The organism is Desulfotomaculum sp. (assembly GCA_003513005.1).
Taxonomy (GTDB): Bacteria; Bacillota; Desulfotomaculia; order Desulfotomaculales; family Nap2-2B; genus 46-80.
In genome coordinates, this window is sequence record DOTD01000005.1 from 1 (window position 1) to 18855 (window position 18855).

Below are 18855 nucleotides of genomic sequence, written 5' to 3' on the forward strand. Positions count from 1 at the left end.
AAGGGAGATATAAGGAAAAGGGCGGCAGAAATTATAAATAACAATAGTCAAGGGGGTATTCTGTCTACTTGCTGGTAATGGATGGTAATATAAAGGATAATACCCGCAATTCTGGCGTAAAACCGTAATAGTAGGCGAAATAATGGGCATTTAGATGGTTGATTATTCCAGTCGGTTTTTCATGAATGGGCAAATGAAAAGAAAAACGCCCCGTTTCGCAGTGGAATCTTATATGTAGTTCCATTTTTTATGAAGGGATTCCGCATAAGTTTCGGAGGAGCGATATCTACAGCATTGCTTCTTACAATAGCTGAGGTTTTTCAGCATTCCTGGCTGATTAATTCTAATAAAACAGTCAAGAATCCCCAGGATGAGCCGTGAATATCATTTAAAAACATAAATTAGGGAGGTTTTATTCCTCCTGTTTTTTTATTATAAAGTAAAAACAAAATTTTTAAAAAATATTGCAGTCAAAGACCACTTAAAATATAATAGTAATATATTAAGTGTTAAATTTTATATAAATACAATAAAAAATTAAGGAAAGTGAGGTGTGGGAAATGCCAGTTTATACATTCAAATGCGGAAACTGCGGGCATACCTTTAAGGATCTGGTATCTGACAAGGAAAGGCAGGTAACCTGTCCTACCTGTAAAAGCACTGAAGTCGAGCAGCAGGCAAGCAAGCGAAAAGTTGCTGTTCCCATTGGCCCCACTACCAGCGCTCCCGGCGGATGATAAACATTTAAAGAGCCCGGGGGCTCTCTGTCAATTTGCAAAATGACTTTAATTTTATATATAGAGAGGCAAAAGAAAGGGTTTTAAACCCTTTCTTTTTTCCTGTAGGCACGGTTTTACTGAATACTTCAAAAGCAAATATTCATGATGTAATTAAGGAAAGTTGTCAGGCAGCGGATTGCCTTATTGACTTTTTTTCGTTACACTATTTGTAAGTTATGTAAGGGGAGATTTACTATGCCGGCCAATCTGACTCCCCAGTATTACGCCGCAGAAGAGTCCTTCCGCAAGGCTATCACAATCACCGAAAAAATATCCGCCCTGGAAGACATGCTTGCCGTAATTCCAAAGCATAAAGGCACGGAAAAACTGCAGGCCGACATTAAAAGGCGTTTAGCCAAGCTGCGGGAAGAAGGACAAAAGAAGAATGCTTTAAACCGGCACGATCCTTTCCATATTGAAAAACAGGGCGCCGGGCAGGTAGCCCTGGTCGGCTATCCCAACAGCGGTAAATCAGCCCTGGTTGGAGCTTTGACCAGGGCTAAAGTAAAAGTCGCCGACTATCCTTTTACTACTGTAATTCCTTCCAGCGGCATGCTTCCTTTTGAAGAGGTTCATATTCAACTTGTTGATACTCCCCCGCTTACTACAGAAGGTTTTCCACCCGGGCTGGCCGGGTTGCTGATCAGCGCTGACGCTTTGCTGCTTGTCATCGACAGTTGTGCCGGGGAATGCTTGGACCAACTTGAGAGCATCCTGCGGCTCTTAGATGAACGTAAGATTATTCGTATACAGGCTGCTGCGGCGTTAAAAGTAAAACCAATACAGCGGTTGATAATCGTCGCCAACAAAACAGACCGGCTAGAGGGAAAAGAAAACCTACAGTTAATGCAGGAATTGTTGCCGCCTAATCTTGACATACTCCCGGTTTCCGCAGAAAAAGGCAAGAATTTAGAACAGCTAAAAACCAGGTTGTTTGCAGCGCTGGAAATAATTAGGGTTTTTACGAAGCCGCCAGGTAAGGAACCCGATTTTACCCGTCCCTTTATTTTACCGCAGGGCAGCAGCGTTTTGGAGTTGGTGGAAGATATACACAAGGACTTTGTAAAAAACCTGCGGGGCGCGCGGATCTGGGGTTCCGCCCGCTTTCCCGGTCAGAGCGTGCCCAAGGAATACATTATCCGTGACAAAGACATTATAGAATTGCTTGTCTGAAGAGATTATGAACTAACATCAGAAACGCCAATTTCCAGTAAAAGCTTCATCGCTGCCGCATTAAACTACGGGTTCCCTGTCCAGACCGCTGAAAGGATAATGATTGAGAAGCTTGAGGTAAAAGATAAGCTCATCACTTCCATGCTCCATCGCATATTCCATTTCCGAACGGAAAACTTCTATACAAAGAAGCAACCCGTGTTCCTGCCCGTTAACAACAAATTTTTTTTCATTATTTTTGTATTCATCAAACAGTAAGCATATATCCTCGTCTTCCAGTGGTATTTCACACGTATCACCGGGTTCAACGTTATTAACGGACGAATATTCGCCAAGCATAGTAAAAATGTTTGAGAAACGTACTATTACCTCTTCTAAGAATTGCTGACCTCCGTCACTGTCTTTTTTTCGTGTACAGGCAATCAGCTCAAATGTCCCCGTCTTATTAGGTATAGGCCCGGAACCGTCTGGCTTGATCAGTTCCATGGTAACCAGGGCAGTACCTTGATCAGTCAGGCTATAGCAGTAGAGATCGACGTTTCCGCCGATCTGGAACGGGATTTTAGCATACCCTATCAAATCACACTTGCTTTCCAGAACATCCTGGAGCGCTTTTTCTTTTGCTTCAAAATGCTGTTTGTATTCTTCTTCCGTAAATTTTGGTTTTTCAATGTCCATAGACGTTCTACCAGCTTCCTCCCCCGCCGCCTCCAAAACCGCCGCCGGAAAATCCGCCGCCAAAGCCTCCACTCCCTGAACCGCTTCCCCTGGGAGCAGAGAACATGGCTGATCCAACATTTACTGCCATAGAGCTTACTGCCGTGCTGAACATATATGGATGAAACACACTAATTCCGCCATGCGGGACGTACCAGTCAGGTTTTTCCTGGTAGACTCCCTCAAATGCCTTGGCCCAGTTTTTTGTCACGTCAAGCGCAATGGCATAAGGAAGGAACTTAGAGAAAAGCTGTTTATCTCCCAATTTCTCCAGCCTGTCCTTTTCGGCGCGGTTTAAAAATTCCTGAAAACCAAGAATTTCATTATGCGCCAAAGCTCCTGCCCTGGTTTTAGCGGGCATCGCTTTCACAAAAGCAAGCACACATAGAGAGGTCAATACCCCTGCAAAAATACCGGTAGCCAGAATCCGGAAAAAGAATCCGATAAAAACAACCAACAATCCCGCTATACAACCGGCAACTAAATAATAGCTTTTTATACTTTGAGGGCTTTGAAGAAAATACTTTTTACCGACCAGCCCATCGTAGAGAGAATCCCTCAAAGCATCCAGATTCGTATAAAATTTATTTCTCAGGTCGGAAACAAGGATATACGGCAATCCCATAAAGATACGGTCTATCAGAAATTTTTCAAAGGGACTGAGCTCTTTGCCTGGTTCCTTGATTTTAGTAAGGCTGAAGTCTGTTGAATCGAAAATAAGCCCGTTTTTTTTAATCTCTTCAATTTTTATATATCCTTTAACCGCGAGACCGACAATGGCTGATGTAATGTCCCGGTGATCCATTTTCTCGTCGATCAGGGCGCCGGCTTCGGCCGGCGTCAGCGGTTCGCCGTTGAATTTAGGAGGCTCATACATGACCGCCACAGCTTCTCTTATTTTCGGGTCCCTGCCCCTTGTGTACCACAGGTTAAACATTACTATTAAAGCAATTACCGGAAAGACAAAGATCCAGTTCTCCTGCAGGTTCAAAAGCCAGAAAAAGCTTTTCAGGGCAGACGGGGGCGTAACAAGCCCTTTATCCCAGCCAAAAACAATTGTGAATCCTTCCCCTGCATTAAGTTCTCTCGTGGTGTTAAACTGACCGCTGTTATATCCCGTTTCGATATCACCTGCGGCCTCAGTCGAACCTGCAGCGCCTGTATAGCATGCCGCTTTAATGTTTTTACTGACAGCCTTCACCGCCAGAAAGACTTTCGCCGAAGCTTCTTTAATAGGGACATCCCAATCATTGCCTGTGATATTCCAGTAAAGCTGATCCTGGTCTTTTAAAAAAAGGATGGCGTTTTCAACTTTGTATTCAATTACATATTTCTGGACACCGCTGACGTATTTTTTTGCATCGCCGATTTTTATCGTTACAACGTTCCCGTTTTTGTTTACCCGGTACTTCAGTTTTTCACCCGACCCGTTGGTAACCGAGATTACTTTAAGCGGCGTCCTAAGAGTATTCCCAAACTCGTCCCTGTATTTGTAGGGAATATCCCTGTAAATGCCGTGCCTTGGTATGGCAAAATCAGCTGTAATAGCTTCTTTCACAATAAACGACGAATCCTCATTGATGGTTATTTCCGTATTATAACTGTCAATTGTAAAGTCCTGCGCATAAACGGCGGCTGGAGCAATAATCAGGACCAATATAATAATTGCTGCGCTGATGCAAATCCACTTTCTCATTGGAAACTCACCTTCACGGGTTTTCTCTCGGCTTCCGGTTCTCCAAGCTCAAAAAATTCCTCCTGTTTGAACTTGAACATCGAAGCTACTATATTGGACGGAACAGACTCTATTGTTATGTTGTAATCGCGTACGACTGCATTGTAATACCTTCTTGCATACTCTATATTGTTTTCAAGTTCCTGAAGCTGGGTTTGAAGCTGCATAAAGTTGGCATTGGCTTTTAACTCCGGATAAGCTTCAGCTACTGCAAAAAGGCTTTTTAACGTTTCACCAAGAATATTCTCCGCTTTTGCTTTATCTGCCGGAGAAGATGACTGCATTGCAAATGATCTCGCTTCCGTCACCTTCTGAAAAACAGACTTTTCATGGGCTGCGTATCCTTTAACAGTTTCTACCAGGTTCGGTACCAGATCGTATCTTTTTTTTAGCTGGACATCTATATCGGACCAGGAAGATTTTACAGTATTCTTAAGCCGGACCAGTTTGTTATAAATACCGGCAAAAGCAAGTATAATGACTACGATTATAACAAGGACGATATATAACGCCAAAACACAAACCCTCCTATCTCTTTTAAATCTTTTTACATTATCAAATACTATTCGCCCAATAAAACAATCATCCTTTATCCAGTGCAAAATTTCCCCGGGAAAGTTTTCTTCCCTTGTAAACTGTACTTTGGTAAAAATAGGGGTCAGGCTTGACTTATTTATGAAAATTGACTTATTAGAGAGGCTATTTAGCTCTGTCCAATTTTTCCTATCTGAGATTCTTGAATGATAAATATTCTTAATACCGCCATTGTTACGATTCGCTCAGGTGTTCCGTGCTGGCATCGCCAATGGTTCGCTTCGGACAGGCCTTTGAGTGTGCCGCTGGTTTCGTACCGCGGTCAAGTAACCGAAGCTTCATCGGGTGTTGCAGCGTCACTTAAGCAATATCGCTCATCTGGGGGGCAGTAAAAATGAAAATAGTGGTAATTGGAGAACAGTCTGGCATTTTTATGAATATTATATTACAGCTCGATGAAGAGGTGATTACAATGGCCGGGGAATGCCCTTCAGGAACATCTCCTTATGTAGCAAAACCAGGGGATACTTTTTTTAAATTGGCTCAACAATATAATACTTCCGTAGGAAAAATTCTGGCATCCAATCCGGGGGCAGACAGCAATAACCTGCAAATTGGACAGACAATTTGCCTGCCCTCAAACGATGATCCCCCTGCTGAAGAAAATGCGGCGGCTAATAAGGCTAAGGTATGATGCAAATAATCCTTTTGGGGAAACTGGTTTACTGCTTTTTTCCCCTTTTAATAAATGTGAGCCAGTGAAAACCTGGCTCACAACATTTTATTAGTTCTTTTAACTTTTTTTCTTCAGTTGCCTAAAAACATCGTGCCCGGCGGCAAGTTCACCAGGCTGTCGTATTATAAGGGGCACTGTTTATCCAGCTTTCTGTGCTTAAACGTTTTTTCTTTGTTCGCGTACTCCGCAACAATTTGGCCGTTTCCAACCAGTTTATATTTGTAAATAACCAGCCCCTCCAGGCCGACCGGTCCCCTGGCATGAATCTTGCTGGTGCTTATCCCAACCTCCGCGCCCAGTCCGTAGCGAAAGCCGTCGCTAAAGCGGGTAGAGCAATTCCAGAATACATTTCCTGAGTCAACCAGGGACATAAAGCGGGCTGCATTGTCTCTGTTGGACGTAATGATGCTGTCTGTGTGGCCGGATCCATAATAATTGATATGATTGATCGCTTCGCTGATGTTTTCGACTACCCTTACCGATAACTTGTAATCAAGATATTCTGTCTTCCAGTCTTTCTCGGTGGCTTCGGTAACGTCTATAATTTCACGTGTCTTCGGACAGCCAAACAGTTCAACTTTTTTTTGTTCCAGGACTTCCTTCAAAACCGGCAAAAACGCGGGAGCGGCTTTCTGGCTCACCAGCAATGTTTCCGCTGCATTGCACACGGCTACATACTGAGTTTTGGAATCCAGGACAATCCTTACCGCCATTTTCATGTCAAACTCATCGTCGACATAACAGTGGCAGATACCGTCAGCATGTCCCAGTACTGAAATTCTGGAATTGTCCATGATGTATCTGACAAATTCGTTAGAACCCCTGGGGATAATCAGGTTTATGTACTCGTCCAGCTTGAGCATCTCGTTTACATCAGATCTCGTCTCCAGAAGCTTTATCCAGTTCCCTGGAATACCAGCCTCTTCTGTGGCTTTTAAAATAACATCGGTGAGAATCCGGTTGGTCCCTTTCGCCTCCGAGCCCCCTTTCAGCAGCACCCCGTTGCCGCTTTTCAGGCAAAGAGTTGAAATTTGCACCAAAGCATCAGGCCTGGATTCAAATATTACACCAATCACTCCTATAGGACAGGTAGTCCTATAAAGCTCCAGGCCTTCGTCCATTTCCGTTGATAACAGTGTTACTCCCACAGGATCCTCAAGACTAATCAGGCTATGGATTCCCTCAACTACGTCGTTGATCTTTGCTTCATCAAACTTGAGCCTTTTTAAGAGCGGTTCGGAAAGCTGTTCACCCTCGCTTCTGGTCAGGTCATCCTGGTTGGCCTTGATGATTTCATCCCTATGTTCTGTCAAAGCTGCGGCAATTTTTGCTAAGGCCCTGTTTTTTTGTTCAATGCTCATGGCCGCCAAATCAATGGAGGCTTCTTTTACCTGCTGGGCTAATTCATTTATTACCAAAAAACTCTCCGTCCTTCCCTGATCTAAAAAATCAATGGCGCCTTATCCGAGCAGATTTCGAAAAGCAACAATAATCCTGTAAATATTATTTTAAAGCAATCTGAAGAATAATTTCAACTAGACAAACTTACAGGATACTTTATTCCCTGTTCTTTAGCTCGTCCTTACGGATTTTCCAGAATTTCGGCTTCCTTTTTTCCAAGAAAGCCCTCGGGCCTTCTTTAGCTTCCAGGCTGGTGAACCAGTCCGGAAACATCAATCTGGCAAGCTGGCCGTATGAACCCGCCATATAGTCTATTTCCATGTCAAAAGTTGCCTTCAGCACTTCTATGCACCCCGGGCTGAGGGCTAATATTTCTTCACACCATTTATCGACTTCCCATTCAATTTTTTCTATAGGAACTACCGTATTGACCAATTTCATTTCAAGCGCTTCCTGTGCAGTATATCTTCGGCAGAGCATATAGATCTCACGTGCTTTTTTAGCCCCGACTACGCTGACCAGATAAGCCACAACATAGCCGTCCACAGGATTGGCCACACGCGGCCCGCCCTGGGCAAAAACAGCGTTTTCAGCAGCAATTGTAAAGTCACTGAAGTAAGCAAGGCAGTTGCCCATTCCCATGCAGTATCCCTTGACGGCTGCAATGACGGGTTTTCTCGACATCCTTAGAATTTGGGGGGGCGGATACCTCCAGTAAACCTGGGTTCTCAGTTCCTTTTCCTCCCATACAACATCCCCACCCGTACAAAACGCCTTATCTCCTGAACCTGTAAGTACTATCACACCAATGGTCGGGTCGTGGTTCGCCTCATAAAAGGCATGGAACAGCTCATCCATTGTGTCGGCTGTCAACGCGTTCAGCTTTTGCGGACGGTTGATCGTAATCCTGGCCACTCCGCCCTCCAATTCCTGGTGATACTTTTTTTCATAAATGAGATCTTTAAAGTTGTTACCTTCCACCAGTTCCCAATCAGCCCAGCCCATATTCCGGCCCCCCTGTTTTTAATTTCCGGTTTACGTTCTTCATACCATCCAGTTAACCCACCCGTATTTCAGTTGTAATACAGGCAAGTCGATCTTTAGTATACTTTAATAATTCGTCGGTAAAGCCTTATTCCCCTCCTCGAACGGAGCTTAAAGCAGTACTACGGCTTATTTGTAACGATAAAAAAAAGACACCGTTGAATTTCTTCAAGGCGTCTATATCTATAAATTCTTCCTGAAAATAGCAACAATGTTTTTTTTAGCACTTCTGAGAATAACAAATATACCCCCTGCAAGGATATAGGAGGCTTGTTTATAATCCCTTTTTAAACCTGAGCTATGTATCATCTATGCCTTTTTCGAATCATCATACAATGAACTGGATGAAGAATGCGGTTGCGGAAGCGGATGTCATTTCTTACCTTTCGGGCGGAGGTTATTTGACAATCTGAAGCTTCTTAAAAGCTTTACAATTTCATACCACAAAACTGACACCGCTGCTATACCGACTGCTGCAAAAAAATGACCGACAGGTAGCGGCGTAAGCTTCAGGAACACATGAAGAGGTGTATATAAGATTAGTAAAAGACCTGTTACAGTACCTATGAAGACAAACCACATAACTTTATCTTTGGCCAGACGGATCATCGAATGGACAACAAGATCATAGTTCGAACTATTTACATGGACTAAAAATAAATTTGCTATGATTATCACTGAGATTCCCATAGTTCTCGCCAGGGCAGCGTTATCGGGGTTTTGCCGCAGTAATACAAAATAAGTAATAAAAGAAGCGGCAAAAATAAACAGCCCTTGTAAAATGCTTTTCGTAAATGTTCCGGGAGTAAGGATATTTTCCTGCGGATTTCTTGGTCTGCGTTCCATAATGTTATGTTCTGCAGGCTGGCGTTCCAATACTATAGAGCAGGTGGGGTCAATAACAAGCTCCAGAAGCACTACATGTACCGGCAATAATAAAAGGCTTGCCGGGTTTATGCCTAGAAACGGCGCTAGCAGCGCAGCTAAGGCAATAGGAATGTGAATAGTAAAAACATAACCCACAGCTTTTCTGATATTATCATAAATTCTTCTGCCGTCCTGAATAGTATCTACAATGGTTGAAAAATTGTCGTCCATCAAAATTAAATCAGCGGCTTCTCTGGATACTTCAGATCCACGTTTACCCATAGCAATTCCAATATCCGCTTTTTTAAGCGCGGGAGCATCGTTTACTCCATCACCTGTCATGGCCACAATTTCCCCATTCTCCTTAAAAGCCTTCACGATTCGCATTTTATGTTCGGGAATAACTCGGGAAAAAATACTCACATTAGACACCCGGTCACACAACACTTCATCACTCATTTGGTCCAGTTCGTAACCGGTGATAATTTTATCGTTGTTCGGCATGCCTACCTGCTTTGCTATGCTGCTTGCCGTGAGCCCGTTATCTCCGGTAACCATGACTACTCTGACTCCCGCTTCATTACATTTCCTGATATCTTCTTTCACAGAATCCCTGGGGGGATCCGTTAAGCCAACCAGACCCTGAAGTGTTAAACTACAGTCGGTAATTGCAGCGGGAATTTTTGATTCACTGTCCAGCTTCATTGTGCCCACAGCAATGACACGTAAGCCATTTTTTTGCATTTCGGCCATTTTCTCTTCTGAGCGACTGCATTCCATCCCTGACATGCTGCAGATTTTTAAAATGCTCTCAGGGGAGCCTTTAGCCGCGATAATAATCTCGCCATCGTGGTTCCAGACATGCCCCATCATTTTCAATTCATTTGTAAAAGGATATTCTGTAATCAACCTGCCGCCAAATAAGTGACTTCTGGTGATGCCAAGGTTTTCACAATGCAGCAGCATCGCCTTTTCCATTTGGTCATATGTCTCTTCCTCGCAGGCAAGCCCCATTAACTCACAGAAAGCACTGGTATTGCCGTCTATAGCCCAAGTTTCACGTACAGTCATTTGATTCATTGTGATGGTACCTGTCTTGTCAACACAAAGAACGGATACGGCGCCTAAAGTTTCAACTGAGGGAAGCTTGCGGACTAGAGAATGTTTTTTTGCCAGCCTCCATGCTCCCATAGACAAAAATACCGTCAGAATAACAGGGAATTCTTCCGGTATCATGGCCATCGCAAGTGTAATTCCAGCAAGAATGCTTTCAATAATTCTGTCTTTGAATATATGGTCTGGAATATTGAAATATGTAATAATACCAACCGATATCAGCAGGACGGCAGCGATTCCCGCAGAGAACTTTACAAGCTGGCGTGTCTGTTTTTGCAAAGGAGTGGGGCTTTCTGCAGCAGATGCCACATTGGCGCCGATTTTACCATACTCTGTTGCCGCACCAATCTTTTTAACATGAATTATGGCGCTACCCTGAATAACCATTGTTCCTGCATAGCAGTAATCTTTACGCCAGTATTCGGCGCTGTTGCCGCTTTTGCTGCCGGAGGCAGTTTTCCAAACACCCTCCGCTTCCCCGGTAAGTAAGGATTCATCGACACAAAGGTCATTTTCTCTAATAATCTCTCCGTCGGCAGGAATTTTTCCTCCTTCCGAGATAATCATCAAATCACCCGGGACTATATCCGCACTTGAGATCATTTGCTCTTTTCCGTTTCTAATTACTTTACTGCGCGGCGCTGTTAAGTCTTTCAGAGCATCTAAGGTTCTGTCGGTCTTCCATTCCTGTATGACATCTATACTAATGATGCCAAGAACAAAAAAAAGCATTATTGCGCCGTCACGGGGTTCACCCAAAATAAAATAGATAACTGCCGCTATTATTAAAAGCAGGAACATAGGCTCTGAGACAATGTGGAGCACTTTCATGAAAAAGCTTTGTTTTCTCTTATCTGCAAGTTCGTTTTTGCCGAACTGATCCTGCAGCATCTTAGCCTGCTCATCAGTTAAACCTTGTAATAATATGGTATCTTTCGTCATAACTCAGTCACTCCGGTAATTTTTAAGCTTCACAAAAAAAGTATCTTAAGATGGCAGCTTTGAAAGAAACCACTTTTTTTGTTGGAAGTAAATACAGAAAAACCTGCGGCAACTATTCATAGTCCCGCAGGTTTGTTTTTACCTGCTGCCGGTAAACCGGCCCAGCCCCATACACCCTCAAGGTGTATCGCCTGCTCTATTTAAATATTTTATGCTATCCATAGGAATAATGTCAAGGGAAAAGAGCTCAAGGGTTCATAGAAAACGCCCGGCGCTTCATTGTCTTTACCATAAATATGGTCTCACAGGATAAACACCGAAACTTCTTACAGCATCCATCAGCGCCTGAATGTTTTCAACCGGGGAGTTAATTGGAATTTGAATAAATACGCGAATTTCTACTTAAGCAGGTTGTTTATCATACACCATGTCAACAAAGAGACCGGTAAGTTACCTTGGAAGTTCTTATTACTTTCTTTAAAAGCAGGCAAATGACATGTTCTCAACAAATAGTTTTTCGAAATTGCTATCTCTGGAAAGCTCAAAGTAATCAACCTTGCAGTTTAGTTCTTCCGTCCGCCGGCGTATATTGCATGACAATAAAGCCATCACAGCTCCGGCTTTGGAAGAATTGCCCGCAAGGCAGATCCTGTCCAGCCATAAATCAGGAAAAAATCCGAGGCGCACCAAATACCGGGGGTGTATATAATTTCCGAAAGCCCCGGCTAAAAATACTTTTTCTATATCTTCCTCTCTCAGTCCAGACCGTGATAATAACGTCTTGACGCCGGTAACTATGGCTCCCTTGGCCAGCTGCACCTGACGTATGTCTGCCTGACTAATATACAAGCCGGATCCGACACCTATACCAGGAGGTACCAGCCAAAACCTTTTTTCCTTTTTGGAATGATCGATAAGCGCAGCCAGAAACGAACCGGGATGCGCTCTTTCGTATTCTTCTCTTGCAACCATCCGGCCTGAGGGCAGAATGACACCGGCATCCAGTAATTCGGCCATCAGCGTCAGTAATCCGCTCCCGCATAACCCACGGGGCGGAAAGTTACCGATAGTGCGAAAATCAACACTATCACGCAAACACACTTCCTCCACAGCGCCTTCCGCCGCTATCATGCCGCAGGAGATGTTCATTCCTTCCAGAGCAGGCCCGGCGGCTGCTGAACATGCCAGCAGCTTACCGTCTTTGTTAAGAACGATTTCTCCGTTTGTACCGATATCTAAAAAGAGCTCTTTTTTTATAGACCTGTCTAACCCTGTGGATATTATCCCGGCTATAATATCGGCCCCGATAAAGCTGGATACGGAGGGCATACAGTACACCTGGGCAAACGTTGATACCTCCAGCCCCAGTTCTTTGGCGCCTACCGTCACCCCTTTCCTAAAAACCGTGCGGTAGGGAAACCTCCCCAAAGACCTTGGATTTACACCTAAAAAAAGATGCAGCATTACCGTATTGGCGGCAACTGTTATCTCGTATATCTGCAGCGGATTGAGTCCAGCTTTATGACACAACTCCCCAATCAATTCATTTAAACAGGACATGATCAAAGTGTTTAATAGTTTCAGAGCCGAAGGGTCGTTTTGAACGCACTCAATCCTTGATAAGACGTCCAAACCATACTTTTTTTGGGGATTCACAGCCGAGGCGACGGCAAGTTCTTTTCCATTTTTGAGATCCAAAAGTCCCGCTACAATTGTGGTTGTACCGATATCTACAGCCAAACCGCAGCAATCTCCCGCCGCGTCGCTGGCGGGTTCAAATCCTAATATCGAACCTTCTTTAATAATCGCTGTCAGACTGTCCTGCCGGTATTCACCTAAAGAAGTGATTGCCTGCAACAATGTTTTTTCGCTGATTACAGCGCCAGTTTGTCCGCTGATCTGCTCCAATAACGAATCCTGTCCGCAGTCCCGGAGAATTGTCACTTTCTGCTTTCGTAGAAAAGGTTCCAATTGAAAAAATGTGCTTATACTGTCCTCCAATACACGCGGCCGCTGTTCGTTCTGCTCCCGGCGCAGAACGACCTTCCCCTTGACACTGCAGCGGCATGCCAAACGAATATTGTTTTCAATCTCTTCTGCTGTCAGGCGGGTTAGTTCATCCTCTCCCGGCAAAGAACAATCTCCAGAAATAATCCGTACCTTGCACTTTCCGCATTTACCTTCTCCTCCGCAGGAACTTTGCGGTTCAAGTTCAGCTTCGCAGAGAAGCTTTAACAGTGAGCAACGGCCTGCGCCATTCCATTCTACTGCAAGCTCTTTAAGTAACGGCGGTTTCCCGGCCATAGTCATTCTTCCGATCCCCCGGGTGAGAATTCTTTCGCCGCATGGGCCATAGCCTGCAAATTAGCCAGAGGTGTCAACGGACTGATACCGCAGGCCGGGGACAAAACAGCCGCTCCATGTTTCAGGCAGGCCGCAGCGGCATTTTTGATCCTATCGGGTCGGCTCTTTTGAAGCAGGTATGTGCTCACATTTCCTACAACAACTTTGTTCAATAGAGCATTTTTAAGGTCTGAAACGCTTGTTAAAGAATCTATACTTATGGCATCCGCCTTCAGCCGGTCAACCTCTTGAAAGATACTCCCAAGACGGCCACAAATATGCACTATAGTTGCCTTGCAGCAGCCTTTAAGTTCTTCCAGGACACAGTTTAAATAAGGCAAGGCGAACTCAGCGAAACGGCGCGGTCCCAGAATTTCACCCGTGCCGCTGGGATCGGCAATGGTCAGCACTTCAGCCCCGGCCTGTAGTTGAGCTTTGCCGAAGGCAATTAATCTGCCGGTAATAAACGATAAAAAGCTATGTACTTCTTCAGGCTGTTTTCCCATCGCCTTAAAGAAGGCCATAGGCTCAACCAGTGAAGTAGCCAAAGTAACCGGACCGGTCAGATTTGCGATAACAGGCAAGCCGTTGTCATCCCTGGCCAACAATGACACAGCCTCCGTGACACTTTGCGCCCTTGACGCATCCGACGCTGCTTCCTTGAGGGCAGGCCATTGGTCTACTTCGCGAAGCGGGTAACCTGCCACTCTGGGCTCAGTCTCCAACGTCCCCATTACTACCCTTGCACCCAGAGACTCCGCTTCCACAGTCAGGCAAAAAGGCACGCCAAGGTTTTCAATACCGGTTAAACGGGAAACACCCAGGGCCAACTGAGACATTTTCTGCGGATTAACATGGGCATCAGGCCAGGGTGCGCAAACCTGCTTCATAACTTCAACCGTCGCCATATTCATCATGCCGCCGGGACAAATAAAAGGCGGTCTGTCCACCCTTTCACCTTTAAGGGCTTTAACCAGCCGCTCTTTCGATGTCATCGTCAAAAAAAGCCACTCCTTTTTGAGACAACAGCCTTTTGGCCAATCTTACAGCTTTGGTAGCGTTTTCAGCATAGCCATCGGCCCCGATGCGGGCGGCAAATGATTGAGATAAAGGGCCGCCGCCGACCAGCACTGTAATTTTCTCTCTTAAGCCTTCTTCTTTTAACAGATTTATTACTGTGGACATACCGTCCATTGTGGTGGACATCAGTGTAGAAAGGCAAATGAGAGCAGCGTCAACTTCTTTGGCCTTGCTTACAAAATCAGCCAAAGGAACATCGCGCCCCAAATCATAAATCTCAAACCCTTCTATATCAAGCATCAACTTAACCAGATTCTTGCCGATATCGTGGGTGTCACCCTCCACCACTCCTATAACAACCCTGACTTTGCTCTTTTCATCCGACCGCAGGACATGCGGCGACAGTATGTTCAGGCCGGCGTACATGGCATCGGAGCATAAAAGCAGTTCGGGAACAAAGTATTCTTCTTCCTCGTAAAGGCGTCCTGCTTCATTCATTCCCTTGATCAGCCCTTCATTGATAGCCGTAAGAGCTTCTAATTCATTTTCCAGGGCGTCCCCGGCAGCCTTGACGACAAGTTCCTCATCCATATCCCTGACTCCATTGGCTAAACGATCCAGTATGTTCTGAGTATCACTCAAAAACAATCACTCCCCTTTTTATTCAAGTTAATATTTCGGGATCGATAGGCATCCTGCCATATATCCTGGCAGCATCCATCAGCGCAATAATGTTTTCCGGAGGTGTCCCTATGGGTATCTGACATCCGGTGCTTAATATATATCCTTTTGGATTATCATAAGTTTTCCTGAGGCATTCTTTGGCCTCCGCCAAAATATGCTCGCGAGTCCCCTTCATTATGGTGTCAATAGGACGCACATTCCCCATCAGGCAAACCTTATCTCCTACAGTCACCTTTGCATCGGCTAAATCGATCACGTTATCCAGGCTTAAAAGCGGAGCGCCGGTATCCACCATGCCCTGCCAGATTTTTTTTGAATTGCCGCAGATATGCAGGCTGGGTCTTGTACCGCAACGCTCAAAAATCCGCTCAACGTATTTCTTTAAATACGGAACAGCAAACTCTTCAAAATTTTTGGCGCTGATTATATTTCCCGTGGCAGTAGGCTCGGCAATACTGGGAATCAGGCCCAAATCGCACACCGCATCAATATATCTTAATGCGCTTTCAGTTACGAGTTCCAGGAGACGGTGGGCCATTTCCGGTTTTTTTTGCAGATCCCTGAGAAAGTTTTCCGTACCCCGCAAGCCGGCCGCTGCGGTGAAGGGCCCTCCTACCCCACTGCCGATATTCACCTGGCTGCCTATTTCCTGATCAATTATTTGAAGCGCTTTTAAAATGAGAGGAAGCCTGCCGTCACTGTGCGGATCAGCAGGTTTCAGCCTGTCAAAATCAGTGTAATCTTTTAAAACAGGCTCACTGACAAAGGACAGGCCATCATCGGGAAATTTCAATTTCGTTCCCATAGCCTCTGGTATGGCGTGCAAACCCGGCCCTACACCTACACCATCATGGCCAAACATTCGGAAACAAGTTATTTCAACTTCAGCCATCAGCTCGGGCGAATGATAGTAGGCAGACAATTTCTTCCCTGTAAGGTGTGTCTGGGTTTCACCCATAAGCGGAATACAAGGTATACGATCGATTTCTTCTCCTTTTGCGAATGCGCTCATTCTCTCTTTGGGAGTCATTTCATCTTTCTTTGGTATCAAGTTCACAAAAACCAGGCCCCCTTGATAACGATCGGATTAAACAAATACAGGTTATATTTACTTCTGCGATGATATAATTCCTTTATTTTAGTAATCTGATTATTTTATCACTCGACCCATAAATGATAATAATTTTGCCCCTGCATCAATCCGATTTTAGTAGGAACATATCAGGAACATATCAGGAACATATATTTTAAAAAAGCAGACTTTGCTATTGTTTAAAAGAGATTAAAGAATGAGCTATTATAGATAGATGGTGAGTGAACAAAATCAGAACCGGGATACCTGATTAAAAGTCTTAGAAAATATGTCAGAAGCTTGATAAACGGAAAGAGCGGATATGCAAAAACTTCTAAAAAACAAAAGCCGCACCCTTTTATAGGTGCGGCTAATCTACGCGTCATTACTTCGTATCGGTTATCTTTATTTCCTGAGTTGAACTATCCCATTCCACCTTGCAGCCCAGCTGCTCGGCGATGAATCTTAACGACAGAAGGGTGGTTACGCTATGCTTTAACGAGACCAATACAAAACAGAAAATTTAATTTTTACGCTATAGATAAATAAGCCACTCTTGAACTCCAGTATATCAAGGATTGTAAAATTAAGGCATATTAATTTCCAGGTATGATACCATAAATTACAGGTTTTTAATGTAAACTTTTCATGATAGCCTGAAATTGATGTTTCTGTAAGAAATATAATCCATCCAGTCTTATTCAGTCAGTCAGTCAGTCATTATTCCGAACAAAAGAAAACCAGTCTCCTTTTAGTAAGAGACTGGCTGAACAAAGGAACACTACCTGTATTTCCCCCCTTCTTTATAGGCTAAAATATCCGCCCTTGCCTCACCTAACTTTTCTGTAAAAACCTTTTCAAACCAGGCAGCCCTGTTCCTGGTGGGCGGGTATTGCCTGTATTTATCGCTAACCTTGCAGATTGCCTCAATCACCTCAGCCACACCGAAATTTAATTCTCCGGCTATCCTGAGCGCTGTCGGCAGCAGGTCAATAAAACCGGCGCTAACAAAATACATATCCAAACTATACATGCATTGTTCTGTATTTGAAGCGGTTTTTTCCAATAATAACTTATCACGCATTTGACTGTCCCCCGTGACTGTTTACTTTTTTATCTTGTTTTGCAGCCTGAAATCCTCGCCATTCATATTGAGAATGACAGATAAATGTATTAATCTGCCGATCAGAGCCGCAGTCATATGTTCATCCCTGCCAAGAAAGGTGACCCACTTGGAAAATTCAAGATTTGATGTGACAATGGTGCTTTTGGTTTCGTATCTTGCCGCGAAGATCTGGAACAGCAAACTTGCTCCTGACGCGTCAAATGACAGATATCCAAGCTCATCAATAATCAGCACATCGCAGGCGTTCACGTTTTTTATGAACTGGCTCAAATGCTTCTCACTGGCGGCTTCAGTCATCTGCGTCACGAGATCTGAAGCTCTTTTAAACTTGACGGTATACCCTTTAGAAATAGCCTCAACGCCAAGAGCAATAACCAGATGGCTTTTCCCGGTTCCACAGTTGCCGACAGCAACTACATTTTGCTTTTGTTTGATAAAATCACAGGCGGCGAGTTTCATAACGGTATCTTTCTTCAGATCAGGCAGGCGTCCATCAAAGACAAAAGTATCAAGGGTTTGAATGATGGGGAAAGCAGCGTTTTTAATCCGGTATTTATACTTATTCTGCTCCTTAACAGAGTTTTCCGCACAGAGCAGGTTATACAGAATTTCTTCAGTTGAGGATTCATCTTTTAGATACGATTGGTAATCGGCAAAAGCCGGGAGCTTTAAGTTTTTAGCCAAAGAGACAATTTTATTATGGAAGCCGAAGTCGTCATTCTTCACTGGTCTGACGCCCCCTTTCAATCAGTTCATCATACTTATTAAAATCCACCGGCTTGACTTTAACACCGTCGCCGGCTGGATCCGCTGCTCCAGTCTGGATTTCCAGGTAAAAGCACACCAGATCATATGAGGGCGTACCTGTCGCATTAGCCTGCTTCACCGTCCAGAGCAGTGTGTCATGATCGATTTTTCTGCCCAGAAGGAGTATGTTTACCAATTGATAATTCTTATCCCGGTGTTTGCATAACTGCATAAATTCCGAGAGTTCACGGGGCAGTACTCCTTTTTTTAAAGGAGCCGCGTTTTTAATAGCTCTGGGTTTTCGCTCAAGGATTTCAAGGTAATGTTCGGGGATATACTGGTGGTCCGACTGGCGTAAGGCCTTCTTATGGCAGTATACTAAATTACCTTCCTGATATTCTTATACGGCTAAGAATATAGTTCAGGTTTGGATCATTAAAACTGAAACCTATAAACAAGAATGTTTTTGATACCGAGTCACCTTGCAAGGCAGTAGTAAACAACGAGTGCGTCAGCTCATACTTCTCATAATCGTCCCTTGTAATAACTGCCTTATGAACTTGACTGACATCCCCATGCATTTTATAAACAACTGCATCTCTATCGCTTAATGTTAGGACCCGCACCAAAATAACTCATAACTGCTCTTGAGCGAGTATTGCGTAATTCCAATCACCATGGAACTCGGAGCGCCCCAAGCGCACAGTGTTAAGTTCGGCATCGGACACCCGCACGCCGGCCGGGTACTCGTTGTTATCGACTTGGCGCCTCACTCTAAGGCCGGCGGCCGTGGTTGCGGTGGCCGTTAAGCTGTCGCCA

Annotated in this window: 20 protein-coding genes; 4 read left to right on the forward strand and 16 right to left on the reverse strand. The window is 44.4% G+C overall.

Going from position 1 to position 18855, the window contains the following annotated elements; translation table 11 throughout:
* The first annotated feature begins 536 nt into the window (after nucleotides 1-536).
* The 3 genes from DEH07_00330 to DEH07_00340 are packed head-to-tail and all read left to right on the forward strand — an operon-like array spanning nucleotide 537 to nucleotide 1952.
* Nucleotides 537-737, forward strand: a complete 201-nt coding sequence (locus tag DEH07_00330; protein ID HBY03009.1) for a hypothetical protein — start codon at nucleotides 537-539, stop codon at nucleotides 735-737.
* A 35-nt stretch (nucleotides 738-772) separates the two neighbouring features.
* Nucleotides 773-952, forward strand: a complete 180-nt coding sequence (locus tag DEH07_00335; GenBank protein ID HBY03010.1) for a hypothetical protein — start codon at nucleotides 773-775, stop codon at nucleotides 950-952.
* A gap of 22 nt (nucleotides 953-974) precedes the next feature.
* Nucleotides 975-1952: a GTP-binding protein HSR1 gene (locus DEH07_00340; GenBank protein HBY03011.1), complete on the forward strand. Its 978-nt coding sequence runs from the start codon at nucleotides 975-977 to the stop codon at nucleotides 1950-1952.
* Nucleotides 1953-2012: 60 nt separating this feature from the next.
* Here DEH07_00340 and DEH07_00345 read toward each other — a convergent pair whose 3' ends face one another.
* From DEH07_00345 to DEH07_00355, 3 genes are read right to left on the reverse strand one after another with little or no spacing between them, the layout of a single operon-like run.
* Nucleotides 2013-2630 (reverse strand): hypothetical protein, encoded by a 618-nt coding sequence (locus tag DEH07_00345; protein ID HBY03012.1) that lies wholly within the window; start codon nucleotides 2628-2630, stop codon nucleotides 2013-2015.
* Between the two features lie 7 nt (nucleotides 2631-2637).
* Nucleotides 2638-4365 (reverse strand): hypothetical protein, encoded by a 1728-nt coding sequence (locus DEH07_00350; protein ID HBY03013.1) that lies wholly within the window; start codon nucleotides 4363-4365, stop codon nucleotides 2638-2640.
* Complete coding sequence (locus tag DEH07_00355) at nucleotides 4362-4919, reverse strand: hypothetical protein (GenBank protein ID HBY03014.1); 558 nt, start codon at nucleotides 4917-4919, stop codon at nucleotides 4362-4364. The genes DEH07_00350 and DEH07_00355 overlap by 4 nt, the downstream gene beginning before the upstream one ends.
* 413 nt (nucleotides 4920-5332) lie before the next feature.
* Between DEH07_00355 and DEH07_00360 the strand changes: the two genes are divergently transcribed.
* Nucleotides 5333-5632, forward strand: a complete 300-nt coding sequence (locus tag DEH07_00360; protein ID HBY03015.1) for a hypothetical protein — start codon at nucleotides 5333-5335, stop codon at nucleotides 5630-5632.
* Between the two features lie 164 nt (nucleotides 5633-5796).
* Here DEH07_00360 and DEH07_00365 read toward each other — a convergent pair whose 3' ends face one another.
* From DEH07_00365 to DEH07_00425, 13 genes are all read right to left on the reverse strand, one after another.
* Nucleotides 5797-7092 carry a glutamate-5-semialdehyde dehydrogenase gene (locus DEH07_00365; GenBank protein HBY03016.1) on the reverse strand — a complete coding sequence of 432 codons (1296 nt, stop codon included), beginning with the start codon at nucleotides 7090-7092 and terminating at the stop codon, nucleotides 5797-5799.
* A 139-nt stretch (nucleotides 7093-7231) separates the two neighbouring features.
* Entirely contained in the window at nucleotides 7232-8080 is an 849-nt protein-coding gene (locus DEH07_00370) for a 1,4-dihydroxy-6-naphthoate synthase (protein ID HBY03017.1), read from the reverse strand.
* A gap of 411 nt (nucleotides 8081-8491) precedes the next feature.
* The gene (locus DEH07_00375; protein ID HBY03018.1) at nucleotides 8492-11044 is read right to left on the reverse strand and encodes an HAD family hydrolase; all 2553 of its coding nucleotides are present in this window, start codon (nucleotides 11042-11044) and stop codon (nucleotides 8492-8494) included.
* Nucleotides 11045-11521: 477 nt separating this feature from the next.
* Nucleotides 11522-13354, reverse strand: a complete 1833-nt coding sequence (locus tag DEH07_00380; GenBank protein ID HBY03019.1) for a ferredoxin — start codon at nucleotides 13352-13354, stop codon at nucleotides 11522-11524.
* On the reverse strand, nucleotides 13351-14382 hold the full coding sequence (locus DEH07_00385; protein HBY03020.1) for a methylcobamide--CoM methyltransferase: 1032 nt from the start codon (nucleotides 14380-14382) through the stop codon (nucleotides 13351-13353). Before DEH07_00385 ends, DEH07_00380 begins: the two co-directional genes overlap by 4 nt.
* Nucleotides 14357-15049 (reverse strand): cobalamin-binding protein, encoded by a 693-nt coding sequence (locus DEH07_00390; protein HBY03021.1) that lies wholly within the window; start codon nucleotides 15047-15049, stop codon nucleotides 14357-14359. Before DEH07_00390 ends, DEH07_00385 begins: the two co-directional genes overlap by 26 nt.
* A 22-nt stretch (nucleotides 15050-15071) precedes the next feature.
* A complete protein-coding gene (locus DEH07_00395; protein HBY03022.1) occupies nucleotides 15072-16121 on the reverse strand; it encodes a uroporphyrinogen decarboxylase in 1050 nt (349 codons plus the stop codon).
* 427 nt (nucleotides 16122-16548) lie between these two features.
* Nucleotides 16549-16686, reverse strand: coding sequence for a hypothetical protein (locus DEH07_00400; protein ID HBY03023.1), 138 nt, complete (start codon nucleotides 16684-16686; stop codon nucleotides 16549-16551).
* A gap of 258 nt (nucleotides 16687-16944) precedes the next feature.
* A complete protein-coding gene (locus DEH07_00405) occupies nucleotides 16945-17196 on the reverse strand; it encodes a hypothetical protein (GenBank protein HBY03024.1) in 252 nt (83 codons plus the stop codon).
* Nucleotides 17197-17268: 72 nt separating this feature from the next.
* Nucleotides 17269-18015: an ATP-binding protein gene (locus DEH07_00410; GenBank protein HBY03025.1), complete on the reverse strand. Its 747-nt coding sequence runs from the start codon at nucleotides 18013-18015 to the stop codon at nucleotides 17269-17271.
* Entirely contained in the window at nucleotides 18005-18268 is a 264-nt protein-coding gene (locus DEH07_00415; GenBank protein ID HBY03026.1) for a hypothetical protein, read from the reverse strand. The genes DEH07_00410 and DEH07_00415 overlap by 11 nt, the downstream gene beginning before the upstream one ends.
* A gap of 151 nt (nucleotides 18269-18419) precedes the next feature.
* Entirely contained in the window at nucleotides 18420-18617 is a 198-nt protein-coding gene (locus DEH07_00420; GenBank protein HBY03027.1) for a hypothetical protein, read from the reverse strand.
* Nucleotides 18618-18671: 54 nt separating this feature from the next.
* Nucleotides 18672-18855 (reverse strand): ISAzo13 family transposase (locus DEH07_00425; GenBank protein HBY03028.1); only part of this gene is annotated, 184 nt, incomplete at its 5' end.